Origin of the sequence: Streptomyces puniciscabiei (genome assembly GCF_006715785.1) — a bacterium.
In the GTDB taxonomy this organism is placed as follows: domain Bacteria; phylum Actinomycetota; class Actinomycetes; order Streptomycetales; family Streptomycetaceae; genus Streptomyces; species Streptomyces puniciscabiei.
The window spans coordinates 5,105,084-5,120,297 of record NZ_VFNX01000001.1 but is presented as its reverse complement, the minus strand read 5'-3'; the positions used below and the strand labels follow the sequence as shown (position 1 = coordinate 5,120,297).

The 15,214-nt window shown below is 72.9% G+C and carries 13 protein-coding genes; 9 read left to right on the top strand and 4 right to left on the bottom strand.

What is annotated here, in order from left to right:
* Positions 1-126: 126 nt before the first annotated feature.
* From FB563_RS23695 to FB563_RS23680, 4 genes are all read left to right on the top strand, one after another.
* Positions 127-750: a GntR family transcriptional regulator gene (locus FB563_RS23695; RefSeq protein WP_055705443.1), complete on the top strand. Its 624-nt coding sequence runs from the start codon at positions 127-129 to the stop codon at positions 748-750.
* A gap of 281 nt (positions 751-1,031) precedes the next feature.
* Positions 1,032-3,734 (top strand): pyruvate dehydrogenase (acetyl-transferring), homodimeric type, encoded by a 2,703-nt coding sequence (aceE, locus tag FB563_RS23690; protein WP_055705444.1) that lies wholly within the window; start codon positions 1,032-1,034, stop codon positions 3,732-3,734.
* Positions 3,735-3,810: 76 nt separating this feature from the next.
* Complete coding sequence (locus FB563_RS23685) at positions 3,811-4,827, top strand: helix-turn-helix transcriptional regulator (protein WP_055705445.1); 1,017 nt, start codon at positions 3,811-3,813, stop codon at positions 4,825-4,827.
* A 66-nt stretch (positions 4,828-4,893) separates the two neighbouring features.
* Positions 4,894-5,412 carry a DUF4240 domain-containing protein gene (locus tag FB563_RS23680; RefSeq protein ID WP_055705446.1) on the top strand — a complete coding sequence of 173 codons (519 nt, stop codon included), beginning with the start codon at positions 4,894-4,896 and terminating at the stop codon, positions 5,410-5,412.
* An 11-nt stretch (positions 5,413-5,423) separates the two neighbouring features.
* Here FB563_RS23680 and FB563_RS23675 read toward each other — a convergent pair whose 3' ends face one another.
* Together FB563_RS23675 and FB563_RS23670 are read right to left on the bottom strand one after the other, a co-directional pair.
* Entirely contained in the window at positions 5,424-5,693 is a 270-nt protein-coding gene (locus FB563_RS23675; RefSeq protein WP_055705447.1) for a hypothetical protein, read from the bottom strand.
* A gap of 72 nt (positions 5,694-5,765) precedes the next feature.
* Positions 5,766-6,533, bottom strand: a complete 768-nt coding sequence (locus tag FB563_RS23670; protein ID WP_055705448.1) for a peptidoglycan recognition protein family protein — start codon at positions 6,531-6,533, stop codon at positions 5,766-5,768.
* Positions 6,534-7,245: 712 nt separating this feature from the next.
* On the opposite strand from FB563_RS23670, the gene FB563_RS23665 reads away from it, so the two are divergent.
* On the top strand, positions 7,246-8,430 hold the full coding sequence (locus FB563_RS23665; RefSeq protein WP_142218877.1) for a MarP family serine protease: 1,185 nt from the start codon (positions 7,246-7,248) through the stop codon (positions 8,428-8,430).
* A gap of 33 nt (positions 8,431-8,463) precedes the next feature.
* Here the strand turns inward: FB563_RS23665 and FB563_RS23660 are convergent, their stop codons facing one another.
* Positions 8,464-8,943 carry a GNAT family N-acetyltransferase gene (locus FB563_RS23660; RefSeq protein ID WP_055710659.1) on the bottom strand — a complete coding sequence of 160 codons (480 nt, stop codon included), beginning with the start codon at positions 8,941-8,943 and terminating at the stop codon, positions 8,464-8,466.
* A gap of 65 nt (positions 8,944-9,008) precedes the next feature.
* Here FB563_RS23660 and FB563_RS23655 point away from each other — a divergent pair, with 65 nt between their 5' ends.
* Together FB563_RS23655 and FB563_RS23650 are read left to right on the top strand one after the other, a co-directional pair.
* Complete coding sequence (locus FB563_RS23655; RefSeq protein WP_142218876.1) at positions 9,009-9,905, top strand: TIGR01777 family oxidoreductase; 897 nt, start codon at positions 9,009-9,011, stop codon at positions 9,903-9,905.
* Positions 9,906-10,087: 182 nt separating this feature from the next.
* Entirely contained in the window at positions 10,088-11,452 is a 1,365-nt protein-coding gene (locus FB563_RS23650) for an NAD(P)/FAD-dependent oxidoreductase (protein ID WP_055710459.1), read from the top strand.
* A 120-nt stretch (positions 11,453-11,572) separates the two neighbouring features.
* On the opposite strand, the gene FB563_RS23645 is transcribed toward FB563_RS23650, so the two are convergent.
* Complete coding sequence (locus tag FB563_RS23645; RefSeq protein ID WP_055710458.1) at positions 11,573-13,042, bottom strand: NsdA family TPR-like regulatory protein; 1,470 nt, start codon at positions 13,040-13,042, stop codon at positions 11,573-11,575.
* Positions 13,043-13,281: 239 nt separating this feature from the next.
* Here FB563_RS23645 and lipB point away from each other — a divergent pair, with 239 nt between their 5' ends.
* Together lipB and lipA are read left to right on the top strand one after the other, a co-directional pair.
* Positions 13,282-14,079, top strand: coding sequence for a lipoyl(octanoyl) transferase LipB (gene lipB, locus FB563_RS23640; RefSeq protein ID WP_055710457.1), 798 nt, complete (start codon positions 13,282-13,284; stop codon positions 14,077-14,079).
* A gap of 120 nt (positions 14,080-14,199) precedes the next feature.
* Positions 14,200-15,165, top strand: a complete 966-nt coding sequence (gene lipA / locus FB563_RS23635) for a lipoyl synthase (RefSeq protein ID WP_055710456.1) — start codon at positions 14,200-14,202, stop codon at positions 15,163-15,165.
* Positions 15,166-15,214: the final 49 nt, after the last annotated feature.

Sequence of the window (15,214 nt, the reverse complement as noted above, 5' to 3'; positions counted from 1 at the left end):
TCGTGTTTGTCGGCACGCGTCGCGTGTAAGCCTCGTCTCACCTGCACGAAAGCACCCCCGCGTGCCCTACCCGCGGAGCGAACCCGCCGTATTGTCTAAACGTCAGCCCTCCCGAAGGAGCCCTCAATGACCGCGCCCGTCGTCCACTCGCTGCGCGAACAGATCCGCGAGCACATCGTGGAGGGAATCGTCAGCGGGCGCTGGCAGCCGGGCGAGCGGATCGTGGAGCGCCGTATCGCCACGGAGCTGGAGGTCAGCCAGACCCCGGTCCGCGAGGCCCTGCGGGAGCTGGAGTCGCTGCGGCTGATCGAGTCAGCCCCGAACAAGGGCGTGCGCGTACGGAACCTGACCGCGGCCGACCTGGAGGAGAGCTACCCCGTCCGGGCCGGCCTGGAGGCCATCGCTGCGGAGCTGGCGGCGGACCGCCTCGCCGAGGACTGCTCGGCCCTGGAGCCGCATGTCCTGGCCCTGTACGAGGCCGACCGCAAGGCCGACGGCACCGCCCAGGTCCGGCACACCGTCGGCTTCCACCGCGAACTCGTGCGCGCCGCGCAGAACTCGGTGCTGCTGCACACCTGGGAGGGCCTCGGCATCGAGGTGTTCACGGCGCTGTCCATCCGCTGGCTGGGCACGGTCCAGCAGTCGTACGCGGAGGAGCACGAGGAACTGGTGGCCGCGTTCAAGAGGCGGGACCCCCGCATCCCGGAGATCGTGAAGGCGCACGTCCTGGGCTGCGCGCCGCGGGCTTGACACACGCCTCGTTCAGTCGAGCGGGCACCCGCTCAGACGCCGCCCCACCTGCGAAAACAAGGCAATCCGGCGTCACCCGGTGCCAGTCATGAAGGCACCGCGTGCCGACTTTCTCGTATTCGAGAAGTTTTCCACCTCAACCCTTTGATCGATCATCGATCAGGGAGTTACAGTCGCCGACGGACTTCCACCGAAGTCCTAGCCCTGTCCTGCCAAAGACCAAGGGCACCCCCGAACCCTTACCGATGAGGGAACCCCCTTCGACTGAGGAAGGCGGCGACATGACCGACCCCAACGCCATCCAGCCGAGCGCGCTCGACCAGCTCCCCGACCGCGACCCGGAGGAGACCGCCGAATGGCAGGCCTCCCTCGACGCCGTCGCCAGGGAGGCCGGGCCGCACCGCGCCGCATACCTGATGCGCCGCACGCTGGAGCGCGCCGAGGCGGGCGGCATCGCGCTGCCGAAGCTCCTCGAGACGGACTACGTCAACACCATCCCCACCTCCGCCGAGCCCGGCCTGCCCGGTGACCCGGAGATGGAGGCCCGGATCACCGCGTGGAACCGCTGGAACGCGGCCGCGATGGTGACCCGGGGCAGCAAGTACGGAGTGGGCGGCCACATCGCCACCTTCGCCTCGGCGGCCTGGCTGTACGAGACCGGCTTCAACCACTTCTTCAAGGGCAAGGAGGGCGACGGCTCCGGCGACCAGCTGTACATCCAGGGCCACGCCTCCCCCGGCATCTACGCCCGCGCCTTCCTGGACGGCCGCCTGAACGAGGCGCACCTGGACAACTTCCGCCAGGAGGCCGGCGGCAACGGCCTGCCGTCCTACCCGCACCCGCGCCGCCTGCCCTGGCTGTGGGAGTTCCCGACGGTGTCGATGGGCCTCGGCCCGCTCTCCGCCATCTACCAGGCGCGCTTCAACCGCTACCTCACCAACCGCGGCATCAAGGACGTCTCCGCCTCCCACGTCTGGGCCTTCCTGGGCGACGGCGAGATGGACGAGCCGGAGTCGACGGCGGCCCTCGCGCTCGCCGCACGTGAGGAGCTGGACAACCTCACCTTCGTCATCAACTGCAACCTGCAGCGCCTGGACGGCCCGGTCCGCGCCAACTTCAAGATCGTGCAGGAGCTGGAGGCCCAGTTCCGCGGCGCCGGCTGGAACGTCATCAAGACGCTGTGGGGCACGGCCTGGGACGAGCTGTTCCAGCTCGACACCACCGGCGCGCTCGTACGCCGGCTGCGCGAGGTACCGGACGCGCAGATCCAGACGTACCAGACCCGCGACGCCGCCTACATCCGCGCCGACTTCTTCGGCAAGGACCCGGCGCTCGCCGAGATGGCGAAGCTGCTGAGCGACGACAAGATCCTGGAGTGCTTCCACCTCTCCCGCGGTGGTCACGAGGCCCGCAAGGTCTACGCCGCGTACAAGGCCGCCGTCGAGCACAAGGGCGCGCCGACCGTGATCCTGGCCCAGACGGTCAAGGGCCACACCCTCGGCGAGGGCTTCGCGTCGAAGAACGCCAACCACCAGATGAAGAAGCTCTCGGTGGACGAGTTCAAGGCGATGCGCGACCTGCTCGACCTGCCGATCAAGGACAGCGACTTCGTCGACGGCGTGGTCCCCTACGGCCACCCGGGCGCCGACTCGCCCGAGGTCCGCTACCTCCGGGAGCGCCGCGCGGCCCTCGGCGGCCCGGCCCCGGCCCGCCGCACGCACGCGCTGGGCCCGCTGCCGGCCCCGGCCGAGAAGGCCTTCGCCTCCTTCGACAAGGGCTCCGGCTCCCAGAACGTGGCCACCACCATGGCCTTCGTCCGCCTGGTCAAGGACCTGGTCCGCGACAAGGAGACGGGCAAGCGCTGGGTGCCGATCGTCCCGGACGAGGCGCGCACCTTCGGCATGGAGAGCCTGTTCCCGTCCCTCGGTATCTACTCCCCCAAGGGCCAGACGTACGAGCCGGTCGACCGCGACCAGCTGATGTACTACAAGGAGGCCAAGAACGGCCAGATCCTCAACGAGGGGATCACCGAGGCCGGTTCGATGGCCGACTTCATCGCCGCGTCCACCGCGTACGCCACGCACGGCGAGGCGATGATCCCGTTCTACATCTTCTACTCGATGTTCGGCTGGCAGCGCACCGCCGACCAGATGTGGCAGCTCGGCGACCAGCTCGGCCGCGGCTTCCTCGTCGGCGCGACGGCGGGCCGTACGACCCTGACGGGCGAGGGCCTGCAGCACGCCGACGGCCACTCCCCGGTGATCGCGGCGACGAACCCCGCCGCCCTCACCTACGACCCCGCGTTCGCCTACGAGATCGCGGTGATCGTCCGTGAGGGTCTGCGCCGGATGTACGGCGAGGCCAAGCCGGGCGAGGACCAGAACGTCTTCTACTACCTGACGGTCTACAACGAGCCGCTGCCGCAGCCCGCCAAGCCGCAGGGCCTCGGCATCGACGAGGGCATCGTCAAGGGCCTGTACCGCTTCAACACGGCGGAGTCCGCGGGCCTGTCCCCGGCCGCCAACGCCCCGCGCATCCAGCTGCTGGGCTCCGGTACGGCGATCCACTGGGCCCTTCAGGCGCAGCAGCTGCTGGCCGAGGAGTGGGGTGTCGCGGCCGACGTCTGGTCGGCGACCTCCTGGACGGAGCTGCGCCGCGACGCGCTCGAGGCCGACGCGGCCCTGCTGCGCGGCGAGGAGCGGGTGCCGTACGTCCGCCAGGCGCTGCAGGGCGCCGAGGGCCCGGTCCTCGCGGTCTCCGACTACATGCGCCAGGTGCCGGACCAGATCGCGCAGTGGGTCGACCAGGACTGGTCCTCGCTGGGCGCCGACGGCTTCGGCCTGTCGGACACCCGTGAGGCCGCCCGCCGCCACTTCGGCATCGACGCCCAGTCGATCGTCGTCGCGGCCCTGGCCCAGCTCGCACGGCGCGGCGAGGTGAAGGCCACGGCGGTCAAGGAGGCCCGGGAGAAGTACGGGCTGTAGTCACCAGGGCTCTGTGAAGGGGTACGGCTCTCGCCGTACCCCTTCCTTGTCAGTACCCCCCGGCATCATGAAAGGCATGCGTGCCGCACGCCTGATCAAGATGGTTCTCCTCCTGCAGTCCCGGCCGTCCATGACCGCCGGCGAACTCGCGCGGGAGCTGGAGGTGTCGGAGCGGACGGTCACCCGGGACGCGCAGGCGCTGTCGGAGGCGGGCGTGCCGGTGTACGCGGACCGGGGGCGGGCCGGCGGGTACCGGCTGGTCGGCGGATACCGCACGCGGCTGACCGGGCTGGCCAGGAGCGAGGCGGAGGCGCTGTTCCTGAGCGGGGTGCCCGGGGCGCTCAGGGAGATGGGCCTGGAGGATGCCCACTCCGCCGCCCGGCTGAAGGTTTCCGCAGCGCTGCTGCCGTCCCTGCGCGACGCCCCGGACAGCGCGGCCCGGCGCTTCCATCTGGACGCACCGGCCTGGTTCCGGGAACCGGAGACGCCCGCGCTGCTGCCGGCGGTCGCGGGGGCGGTGTGGGACGACCGCCGCGTCGCGGCCCGGTACCGGCGGGGCGAGGAGGAAGTGGAGCGGGTCCTGGAGCCGTACGGGCTCGTGCTGAAGGCGGGGGTCTGGTACCTGTGCGCGAGGGTGGCCGACGGGGGCGCCTCGCGGACCCACCGGACCTACCGCATCGACCGGTTCAGCGCCGTGGATCCGCTGGAGGAACGCTTCACCCGTGATCCGGGCTTCGATCTGCGCGCTCACTGGTCCGAGCAGTCCGAGCGGTTCGCGCGCTCGATCCTGCGCGCCGAGGTCGTCGTACGGCTGTCGCCGGAGGGTGTGCGCAGGCTGCGGTACGCCGTCGATCCGGTGGCGGCGCGAGAGGCGCTGAGCGGGCCGGCCGAGCCGGACGGGGCCGGCTGGGTGACGGTGACGGTGCCCGTGGAGTCGGAGGAGGTCGCGTACGCGCAGCTGACGGCGCTCGGGGCGGAGGCGGAGGTGCTGGGCCCCGAGACCCTGCGGGAGCGGTTCGCGCGGGACGCCGCCCGGCTGGCCGTGCTGTACGGCGGTGACGGCGACGGACGGCGCCGTGCGGACGGCGGATAACGATCCGCCGTACTCCGGCGTACTCCGCGTGCGCCCCACCGGTGGAGGCCCGATGCTGGTGGCGTGATGGACGAGACGGAGTTCTGGGAGCTGATCGACGCCGCCCGTGAGGCCGCCGAGGGCGACCCCGAGGAGCAGGCCGACGTGCTCGTGGAGCGGCTGCTCCAGCTGGACCCCGACCTGGTCCTGGACTTCGCCCGTCACTTCGAGGCCCGCTACAACCGCGCCTACCGCTGGGACCTGTGGGGCGCGGCCTGGGTGCTGCTGGACGGGGCCAGCGACGACGCGTTCGACTTCTTCCGGTGCTGGCTGATCGGCCAGGGCCGGGAGGTCTACGAGGGCGCCCTGCACGACCCCGACTCGCTGGCGGAGCTGCTGGAGGATTTCGACGAGGAGATCGACGGCGACGGCGAGGACCTGGGCTATGCGGCGGACGAGGCCTACGAACAGCTGACCGGCACCGTCGCGCCCGACCTCGGCATCGCCCCGGCGCCCGCAGAACCGGAGGGCTCGCCGGTGGACTTCGAGAACGAGCGGGCGCTCGCCGCGCGCTTCCCCCGGCTGTGGGACCGCTTCCGGGAGTAGCCGGCCCCGGCTCAGCCGGCCGTACGCCTGCGGAGGCTGTCGGCCGGCAGGCAGGCCTGGGGCTGGTCGGCCCGCACTGCGTGGTGCAGCGGCGCGGCGTTGGCCTGGTCGAGGGCGGACGCGGTGGCCGCCGCCGGGCCGATGACGACGGTGGCGGCCGCGCAGAGCACCGCCCAGGGCCCGCGTGCGGTCCGCGTCCACCGCGCCCGGTCCGCGCGCTCGGCCGTGCTCCGGCCGGCGCTCCCGGCCGTGCCCTTCTCCCGGGTACGACTGCTGTTCATGATCCCCTCCTCCGGTCGGCCTGTGATGTGCACGACCGTAGGGCGCGGGGCTCGGAGCGGGCTGCGTGGCGCCTAAGGGATTGCTGTGAGCCGTGCCGTGCTGGCCCGGCCCTGGAGGCGCGCGGCCTTCTCCCTGATCTCGGGGAGGCGGGCGCTGAGGGCGGCGCCGGGACAGCTGGTCATGAACCCGGCGTCGTGGCCCGCCAGGGTGGGCAGGGTGGCGGTGGTGCCGGCCCGGTAGCGGCTGAGGTTGTTGCTGGAGACCAGCCGGACGCGTGCGCGCGGGTCGACGTCGGCCAGGCCGAGCTTCCAGGCGACCAGGGCGGCGATCGCGTCGGTCATGGCCCGCGGCACGGGCACGCCCGCGGTGAAGGTGCCGAGGGCGGCGATGCCGGCGGTGCGGTGGTTGAAGCCCTGGGTGTGGGCGCCGGTGACCGGCCGGTCGGTGCCTCCGGCGCGGCCCTCGTAGATGGTGCCGCAGCGGTCGACGATGAAGTTGTAGCCGATGTCGTCCCAGTTCCGGGCGCCGGTCTGGCCGGCGTACAGGCGGCGGATGATCTCCGGCGCGTCGGCGCAGTCGTACCCGCTCGGCGAGTCGGTGTGGTGCAGGAAGACGGCGACCACCTTGTCGTCGTAGCGCGGCGGCGGCTGGACCCGCCCGGCGGTGCCCAGCCAGGCGGTGCGGGGCACGATGCGCGGCCGCGGTGCGCGGTGGGTGACCGGGGTACGGACCGGGACGAGCCGGGCCAGGCGGTCCGCGGCGGGGCGCTCGACACCGCGGGCGCACAGGGTGAGCACGAGCACGGCCACCAGTCCGGGCAGGCAGCCGAGCAGCACCATAGGGGCACGGGGTATGCGCCGTACGGGCCGGCGCCTGGGCTTCGGTGGCTGCGGAGTCCGCGGCGGCCCGGGGGGCTCCGGCGGGCGCGGGGTCCCCGGCATGTCCGACGGCGCGGGTGGGTGCTGACGACAAGGCGACGCCGGTGGCTCCGGCGGAATTCCGGGGGCCCCCGAGCCCTCCGCCACCTGCCACCGCGAAGTCGGCGGCCTGCGGGAACCCCCGGCCGTGTCCGGCGCTCCCGCCGGCTGCCCGGCCCCGCGGGCTCCCCGGCGTGGCCGGCGCCCCAGGAGTCCGGCAAGCCTCCAGGGCCCCGGCGCCCCCCGGGGCCCGGACGGCTCCGGCGTTTCTGGGGCTCCCTGGGTCTCCGACGGCTCCGAACTCCCCAGGTTTGCCCGTTTGTCCGGTTCTGCCCGCATTGCCTGCATCCCCGATGCCACCGGTCTGCGACGGCGCCGGGGCGTCTGCGGTCTTCTTCGGACCAGTCTTTTTCGGACGGCGTGCATGACGTGCATGAGCCCACTCTCGGGTGGCCGGACCGCGCCCGCGATGTGCGCTCTGCCACCTGGCGGAACCATCATCCCGGTCCGGGACGTTTCTGGGGGTACACACATGACATGGCCGGTTCGCCACCCGGCGGCCGTGCCATGACTGGGTGACTGATCACCGGACCCGTCCCGTGCGTACTGAGGGGTCCGAGAGAAAGGCGGCTCCGTGGACCTGCTCGACCTGGTGCTCGTGCTGGTGATCCTCGTCTACGCGGCGTCCGGTTACCGGCGCGGGCTGGTGGCCGGCTGTGTCTCGCTGGCCGGGTTCGTCGGCGGTGCCGTCGTGGGCGTGTGGGTGCTGCCCTGGGTGACCGGCCTGGTGGAGCGCGGCACCGCGCAGGCGACGGCGCTCGCGGTGGTGACGGTGCTGGTGCCCGCCGTGGTGGGGCACGAGCTGGCGGGCCGGCTGGCGCTGCGGCTGCGCGGGGAGCTGGACCGGGGCCCGCTCAGGGTGCTGGACGGGCTGGGGGGCGCGGCGGCGAACTCGGTCGCGGTGCTGATCGTGGCCTGGGTGGCGGCGAGCGTGCTGGGCGCGGCCCCGTCGCAGACGCTGAATGCGGCGATACGGAACTCGACGCTGCTGGGCGCGGTGCAGGACGCCATGCCGGACACCACGCCCGCGTGGTTCTCACGGGCCACCTCGGCACTGACCGAGGCGGGTTTTCCGCAGGTCTTCAACCCGTTCGAGAACGAGTCCACGGCCCGTGTGGCCCGGCCCTCCGGCGACAGCGTCACCCCGGCGGCAACGAGCGCCGCGAAGCTGAGCACGGTGAAGATCGAGGGTGCCTCGGGCAACGAGGGCCGGGAGGGCAGCGGTTTCGTCTTCGCCGCTCAGCACGTGATGACCAACGCGCACGTGGTGGCGGGCATCGACCACCCGAGCGTGCGGGTCGGCGGCGTCGGGCGGTCGTACGCGGCCCGGGTGGTGCTCTTCGACCCCGACCGGGACGTGGCGGTGCTGTATGTGCCGGGGCTGCACGCCCCGGTGCTGCGCTTCGACACGAGCGCGAGCCGCGGGGACTCGGCGGTGGTCGCGGGCTATCCGCAGGACGGCGGCCTGAACCTGCAGGCGGCGACGGTGGCGAGCCGGGTGCGGGCGACCGGGCAGAACATCTACAACGACGGCGCGGTCACCCGGGACATCTACTCGATCCGCTCCACGGTCCGGCCGGGCAACTCCGGCGGCCCGCTGCTGACCACGAGCGGCAGGGTGTTCGGTGTGGTCTTCGCGCGCTCCACCTCGGACGCCGAGACGGGGTATGCCCTGACGGCGGACGAGGTGGCGGGCGACGCCCAGCGCGCGGCCACGTCGACGACGTCGGTGAACACCGGCCAGCTGGTCAGCTCCTAGCCCTGTCGTCGAACGGCGGGAGTGCGACGGTGGTCAGAGGCGGCGGCCCATGAGCACGTCGTCGACGTAGGCGCCGTCGAGGAGGAACTCCTCCGGCTGCACTCCCTCGACGGCGAACCCCTCGGACGCGTACAGCGCGCGGGCCGGGGCGTTGTGCCCGAGCACCCGCAGGCTGAGGCGCCGGGCCCCGCGCCCGCGCGCCTCCTCGACGGCGGCCCGGATCAGCGCGCGCCCGAGGCCCCGCCCGCGCGCCTGAGCGGCGACGGCGAGGCCCTGGATCTGCAGGACGTGCGCGTTGGAGGCGAGCGGGGTCGGGCGGCCGATGCGGAGGTAACCGGCGAGCCGCCCGTCGGCCTCGGCGACCAGGTAGTCCTCCGGGAGGTGGCGCTCGTCGAAGAACGGCCCCTGACGCGGGGGCGACACGGCGTGCAGGGTGGACCAGGTGGCCCGGTCGAGAGCGGCCAGTTCCGCTTCGTCGGCGGGCACGGCGATGCGTATGTACGGCTCCGGCATGACGATCAGCCTACGGCGCCCCGCCGCAGCGCCTCACGGGGCTTTCGCCGGGGCATGCTGGGGCCATGGAGCGTATGCGCATCGCGGTGGCCGGGGCGTCCGGGCTGATCGGCAGCGCCCTGGTGCGGTCGCTGACCGCGGACGGGCACGAGGTGGTACGACTGGTGCGCCGGGCGGCCGCGGGCCCGGACGAGGTCTGCTGGGACCCCGAGGGCCAGTACGTCGACGCGGGCGGGCTGAGAGGCTGTGCCGCGGTGGTGAACCTCGCCGGGGCCGGGATCGGCGACCGGCGCTGGACGCCGTCGTACAAGCGGGTGCTGCGGGACAGCCGGGTGCTGGGCACGGCCGCGCTGGCGGAGGCGGTGGCCGCGCTGCCCGAGCCGCCGCGGGTCTTCGTCAGCGGCAGCGCGATCGGCATCTACGGCGACACCGGCGACCGGACGGTGGACGAGGACGCCCCACCGGGCGACGGTTTCCTGCCCTCGCTGTGCCTGGAGTGGGAGGAGGCGGCGGCGCCCGCGCAGGAGGCGGGCGTGCGGACGGTGTTCGCGCGCACGGGCCTGGTGGTGGCGCGCGGCGGCGGGGCCTGGGGGCGGTTGTTCCCGCTGTTCCGGGCGGGGCTCGGGGGGCGGCTGGGCGACGGGCGGCAGTACTGGTCGTACATCTCGCTGCACGACGAGGTCGCCGCGCTCCGCCGTCTCATCGACGACGACACCCTGTCCGGGCCGTTCAACCTGACGGCCCCGCAGCCGCTGACGAACCGTGAGATCACGGCGGCGATGGCGCGGGTGCTGCACCGCCCGGCCCCCTTCGCGGTTCCGGCGCCGGTGCTGCGGGTGGTGCTGGGCGACATGGCGGGGGATGTGCTGGGCAGCCAACGGGTGGTGCCGAGGCGGCTGTTGGAGTCGGGGTTCCGGTTCGCGTTCCCGGGGATCGAGGAGGCGATTCGCTCCGCGGGGTGAGCCGGCGTCTGCAACACCGGCGAACAGACGTGACCGCATGCGACCTCCATGCGACCGTGCCCTGTTGATGCGCGACTGCTTGTGACCGATCACGGACCTAACCTCGACGCGAACTCGGGTATCCCCGGAGCCAGTTGGGGGCATGACGTCTCCACCGGCCGCGCAACCACAGGAGGGGCCTCGTGCTTGAGCCCGCGTACCAGGTGGACGTCGTCATCGTGGGAGCCGGAATCGCCGGACTCTCGGCGGCCCATCGGCTGACCAGCGCAGGAATATCGACCGCAGTCCTCGAGGCCGCCCCTTACGTCGGCGGCCGCATGTCGACGGAGAAGGTCGACGGCTTCCGGCTCGACCGCATCGGACAGCTGCTGTCCACGTCCTACCCCGAACTCCGCACGACCCCGGGCCTGGACTCCCTGGTCCTGCGCACCTTCGCGCCGGGCGTCCTGCTGCACCGCGACGGACGCACCCAGCGCGCGGGCGCACCGGCGACCGGGAGGAGCACGAGGGGCGCACTTCATGTGGTGCGCGCCCTCGCGAGCGCCCCCAGGGGACCGGCGGCCACTCCCGGCCGGACCGGTACACCGGTGGGCGGCGCGGTCGACCAGGCCCGGCTGGGCTCCGCGTTGGGGCGGCTCGCCGCCACCCCGGTCGAACGCATCCTGGCCCGCCCCGAGATGCCCGCCCGGCAGGCCCTCGCCCGGCGCGGGATGCCGCCGCGCACGATCGACGGCTTCCTGCGCCCGCTGCTCGCCGCCCTGCTGTGCGACCCGGAGCTGACCACCTCCAGCCGGTGCGCCGACCTCGCGCTGCGCGCCTTCGCGAGCGGCCGGCTGGGTGTGCCGGAGGGCGGCGCGGACGTGCTGCCGGAACTGCTGGCGCGGGCGCTGCCGCCGGGCACCGTGCACACCGGCGTGCGGGTCACCTCGGTGTCCACGACCTCGGTGGCCACCGCCGAGCACGGCGCGATCCGCTGCCGGGCGGTGCTGCTGGCGACCGACGCGCGGGCGGCGGCGGAGCTGCTTCCGGGCCTGAGGGTGCCGGCCTTCCACCCGGTGACCGTGGTCCACCACACCACCGACGATCCGGCGGCGGCCTTTCCGACCGGCACCTCACTGCTGCTGGACGCAGACCGTGGCGGGCCGGTGGCGCACACGGCGGTGCTCAGCAACGTGGACCCCAGCCGTGCGCCGGTCGGCCGGGTGCTGATCTCCTCGACCGTGCTCGGCACACCGCCGGAGGGGATCGACACCGCCGTCCGCATCCACCTCTCCCGGCTCTACGGCACCTCGACGCGCCGCTGGGAGACGCTGGCGGTGCACCACACCCCGGAGGCGGTCCCGGCGATGCGCCCACCCCACGACCTGCGCCGCCCCGTACGCCTGCTCGCCGGCCTCTACGTCTGCGGCGACCACCGCGACACCAGCACGGTCCAGGGCGCGCTGCACTCCGCGCACCGGGCCACGGGCGCGATCCTGGCGGACCTGGGGGCAACGGGTTCTCTGAATCGCGCAGATCCGGCGCCCACTTTGCCGAGGGCGGCGTAAACGCGCCCCTCAGGGGCGCGGGGCCGTATCGATATGCGGCTCCGCCGCGTGGGCGCGACAAGCCACGACGGCGCGTGACGAAGCGCACAACCGCCACCCCCAACGGCGAGAGGCAACCGGCTACCCCAACGCCGCCACCTTCTCCCGATACCCCCGCACCGGTGCCGCATCTCGATAGGGCTCCAGTCGGCGCTCGAAATCCCGCACGTACTCGATCGCGCGAGCGGACCGCATCTCCGCGGCCTGCCCCGCAGCCTCGGCGGCCAAGGCGCACGCCTGGTCGAGTTCGCCGAGGCCGAGGCGGGCCGTGGCGAGGACGACCCGGCAGAAGAGCCGGCTGCGGGCGTAGGCGGGCGCGCGGAGCTGGAGCGAGCGTTCGGCGTGCTGGGCGGCCGCCCGGAACTGCTGCAGATCCCGGTGGCAGTGCCCGAACTCGTCGGCGAGCTGCGCCTCGTCGAAGAACTTGGCCCAGTACGGCACCTCGTCCCCGGGCCGGGCCGCTTCCAGGGCGCGCTCGGCCCGCACCAGCGCCGCCGTGCACGCCCGCACCTCGCCGAGCACGCCGTGCGCCCTCGCCTCGGCGGCGTGCAGCAGCGCCTGCACGACCGGCGGGCCACCGGTCCCCGCGCCCTGCTGGGCGACCCGGGCCAGCTGTACGGCCTCCCTGCCGTGGCCGAGATAGACGGCCTGGCGGCTCATGGTGACCAGGACGAAGGAGCCGTACGCCCGGTCGCCCGCCGCCTGGGCGAGCCGCAGGGCCTGCACGAAGTAACGCTGGGCGAGTCCGTGTGCGGCGATGTCGTACGAGGTCCAGCCCGCGAGCCGGGTCAGGTCGGCCGCCGCGGCGAACAGCTTGCGGCCCGTCTGCTCGTCGTAGGAGCCGCGGAGCATCGGCTCGCACTCGTGCTCCAGGTAGCGCACCAGGGCCTGCCGGGCGTGGCCGCCGCCGTACCGGTCGTCGAGGGTGCGGAACAGCTCGCCGACCGAGCGGAGCGCGTTGATGTCGCCGCCCGTGACCTTGTTGCCGGGGGCTCGCTCGGCCTGTCCGCGCGCCCGGGGCGGCAGCGGCAGGACGGCCCGGGCCTGGGGCCTGGCCGGGGCGGACCGCCCCTGCGCGGGCACCCGCAGTGCCGGTTCCCGGGCCACCCGGTCGTCGGGCTTGCCGATCAGCCAGTCCCGGCTGGGCACCACGAGCCCCGCCGGGGTGAACGCGATCTTGCGCAGCTCGGCGTGGCTGCCGGAGTCCTTGCGCCACAGCCCGCTGACGATGTCGACGGCCTCCTCCGGGGTGGCCGCGAACTCCAGCCCGGCGTACACCGGCGCACAGGCGTCCAGGCCGAGGTCCTGGGCCGTGAGCCGGCGCCCGAGCCGGCGCGTGAACACCTCGGCGATGAGGGCGGGGGTCGTCCCGCGCGGCTGCTGTCCGCGCAGCCAGCGGGTGACCGAGGTCTTGTCGTATCTGAGGTCCAGCCCGTGCTCCAGGCCGAGCTGGTCGACGCGACGGGCCAGACCCGCGTTGGAGAACCCCGCCTCTGCGATGAGCGCGGCGAGCTGGCGGTTGGGGGTGCGCTGCGCGGGTCGGTCCGTCATCTGCGGTGCGGTCTCCTGCCTTCCGGCTCCTGAAGTGCCGGGATTGCCTGTGAGCTGCCCTTTTGGCCTCACGAACGGCGCGAATGTAGCGGAGAGTGAGCAGCTGGTCGCAGCTTTCGGTGCGCATTCATCCGATCGTGTGAGGAACGCCCGCAGGGCTGACGTGCGCCGGTCGGACGTACAGTGGCGTGGGCGCGTTACGTGCCTGACACACCGGTTCGCTGAGGGAGGCGCTTGCCGTGAGTGAGTTGCGGTTCGTCCGCATGGGGTTCGGTGCGGATGCCGTCGAGTACCAGGAGGCCTGGGACGAGCAGCGCCGGGTGCACGCGGCCCGGTTCGCCGACGAGGTCCCGGACACCGTGATCCTCCTGGAGCACCCCCCGGTGTACACGGCCGGCCGGCGCACCGAGGACAGCGAGCGCCCGCTGGACGGCACCCCGGTCATCGACGTGGACCGCGGCGGCAAGATCACCTGGCACGGCCCCGGCCAGCTGGTGGGCTACCCGATCCAGAAGCTTCCGCGCCCGGTGGACGTGGTCGCGCACGTACGACGCCTGGAGGAGGCCCTCATCCGCACCTGCGCCGAGTTCGGCGTGGAGACCACCCGGGTCGAGGGCCGCAGCGGCGTGTGGGTGCTCGGCGACCCGGTCGAGCAGCGGCCCGCCCTCGGCGGGCTGTCCCTGGACTTCGACCCGCGGCTGCAGGACCCGGAGTTCGACCCCCGGCTGAACGGCCCCGAGTACGCTCCCTCCAACGCGGGCCAGCGCCGCGAGGACCGCAAGATCGCCGCGATCGGCATCCGGGTCGCCAAGGGCGTCACGATGCATGGCTTCGCCCTCAACGTGAACCCCGACAACAAGTGGTTCGACCGCATCATCCCGTGCGGCATCCGGGACGCGGGGGTCGCCTCCCTCGCGGCCGAGCTGGGCCGGGACGTCACCATCGAGGAGGTCCTTCCGGTGGTCGAGAAGCACCTGAAGGACGTCCTGGAGAACGCGGACCTCAGGCCGCGGACGATCGAGAAGGCGTCCGCCTGAGCCGTCGGCCGTCCGGGGGAATGCGCCCTGCGACCGCGAGGTTGATCTCGTCGGCAGGGCGCAATGAACACGGGCGTACCCTGGTGTACGCCGAAGAATCGAAGCTACAGGGAGCCGGTCGTGTCCGCAGTCGCACCCGACGGACGCAAGATGCTGCGCCTGGAGGTCCGCAACAGCCAGACCCCCATCGAGCGCAAGCCCGAGTGGATCAAGACCCGGGCGAAAATGGGCCCCGAGTACACCAAGATGCAGAACCTCGTGAAGAGCGAGGGCCTGCACACGGTCTGCCAGGAAGCCGGCTGCCCGAACATCTACGAGTGCTGGGAGGACCGCGAGGCCACCTTCCTCATCGGCGGCGACCAGTGCACCCGGCGCTGTGACTTCTGCCAGATCGACACCGGCAAGCCCGAGGCGCTCGACCGCGACGAGCCCCGCCGCGTCGGCGAGTCCGTGGTCACCATGGACCTGAACTACGCCACCATCACCGGCGTCGCCCGCGACGACCTGGAGGACGGCGGCGCCTGGCTGTACGCCGAGACCGTGCGCCAGATCCACCAGCAGACCGCCGAGCGGGAGGGCGGCCGTACGAAGGTCGAACTCCTCGCCCCCGACTTCAACGCGGTCCCCGAGCAGCTCGCGGAGGTCTTCTCCTCGCGCCCCGAGGTCTTCGCGCACAACGTCGAGACGGTCCCCCGGATCTTCAAGCGGATCCGCCCCGGCTTCCGCTACGAGCGCTCCCTGAAGGTCATCACCGAGGCCCGCGACCACGGCCTGGTGACCAAGTCCAACCTGATCCTCGGCATGGGCGAGACCCGCGAGGAGGTCAGCGAGGCGCTGAAGCAGCTGCACGACGCCGGCTGCGAGCTGGTCACCATCACCCAGTACCTGCGCCCCTCCGTCCGGCACCACCCGGTCGAGCGCTGGGTGAAGCCGCAGGAGTTCGTGGAGCTGAAGGAGGAGGCCGAGCAGATCGGCTTCTCCGGTGTGATGTCGGGTCCGCTGGTGCGGTCCTCCTACCGCGCCGGACGCCTGTACCAGATGGCCGTCGAGAAGCGGGGTTCGTTCGTCGCCACCCAGGCGGTGTGAGCCCGGCGCGTGCGCCGGCGCGTGTGAATTCGCGCACAAGTAGCTACTG

Excerpts from the sequence above, each read along its gene's own strand:
- FB563_RS23695 (WP_055705443.1), top strand. The coding sequence starts at position 127 with ATGACCGCGCCCGTCGTCCACTCGCTGCGCGAACAGATCCGCGAGCAC.
- aceE (WP_055705444.1), top strand. The coding sequence starts at position 1,032 with ATGACCGACCCCAACGCCATCCAGCCGAGCGCGCTCGACCAGCTCCCC.
- FB563_RS23685 (WP_055705445.1), top strand. The coding sequence starts at position 3,811 with ATGCGTGCCGCACGCCTGATCAAGATGGTTCTCCTCCTGCAGTCCCGG.
- FB563_RS23680 (WP_055705446.1), top strand. The coding sequence starts at position 4,894 with ATGGACGAGACGGAGTTCTGGGAGCTGATCGACGCCGCCCGTGAGGCC.
- FB563_RS23675 (WP_055705447.1), bottom strand. The coding sequence starts at position 5,693 with ATGAACAGCAGTCGTACCCGGGAGAAGGGCACGGCCGGGAGCGCCGGC.
- FB563_RS23670 (WP_055705448.1), bottom strand. The coding sequence starts at position 6,533 with ATGGTGCTGCTCGGCTGCCTGCCCGGACTGGTGGCCGTGCTCGTGCTC.
- FB563_RS23660 (WP_055710659.1), bottom strand. The coding sequence starts at position 8,943 with ATGCCGGAGCCGTACATACGCATCGCCGTGCCCGCCGACGAAGCGGAA.
- FB563_RS23655 (WP_142218876.1), top strand. The coding sequence starts at position 9,009 with ATGGAGCGTATGCGCATCGCGGTGGCCGGGGCGTCCGGGCTGATCGGC.
- FB563_RS23645 (WP_055710458.1), bottom strand. The coding sequence starts at position 13,042 with ATGACGGACCGACCCGCGCAGCGCACCCCCAACCGCCAGCTCGCCGCG.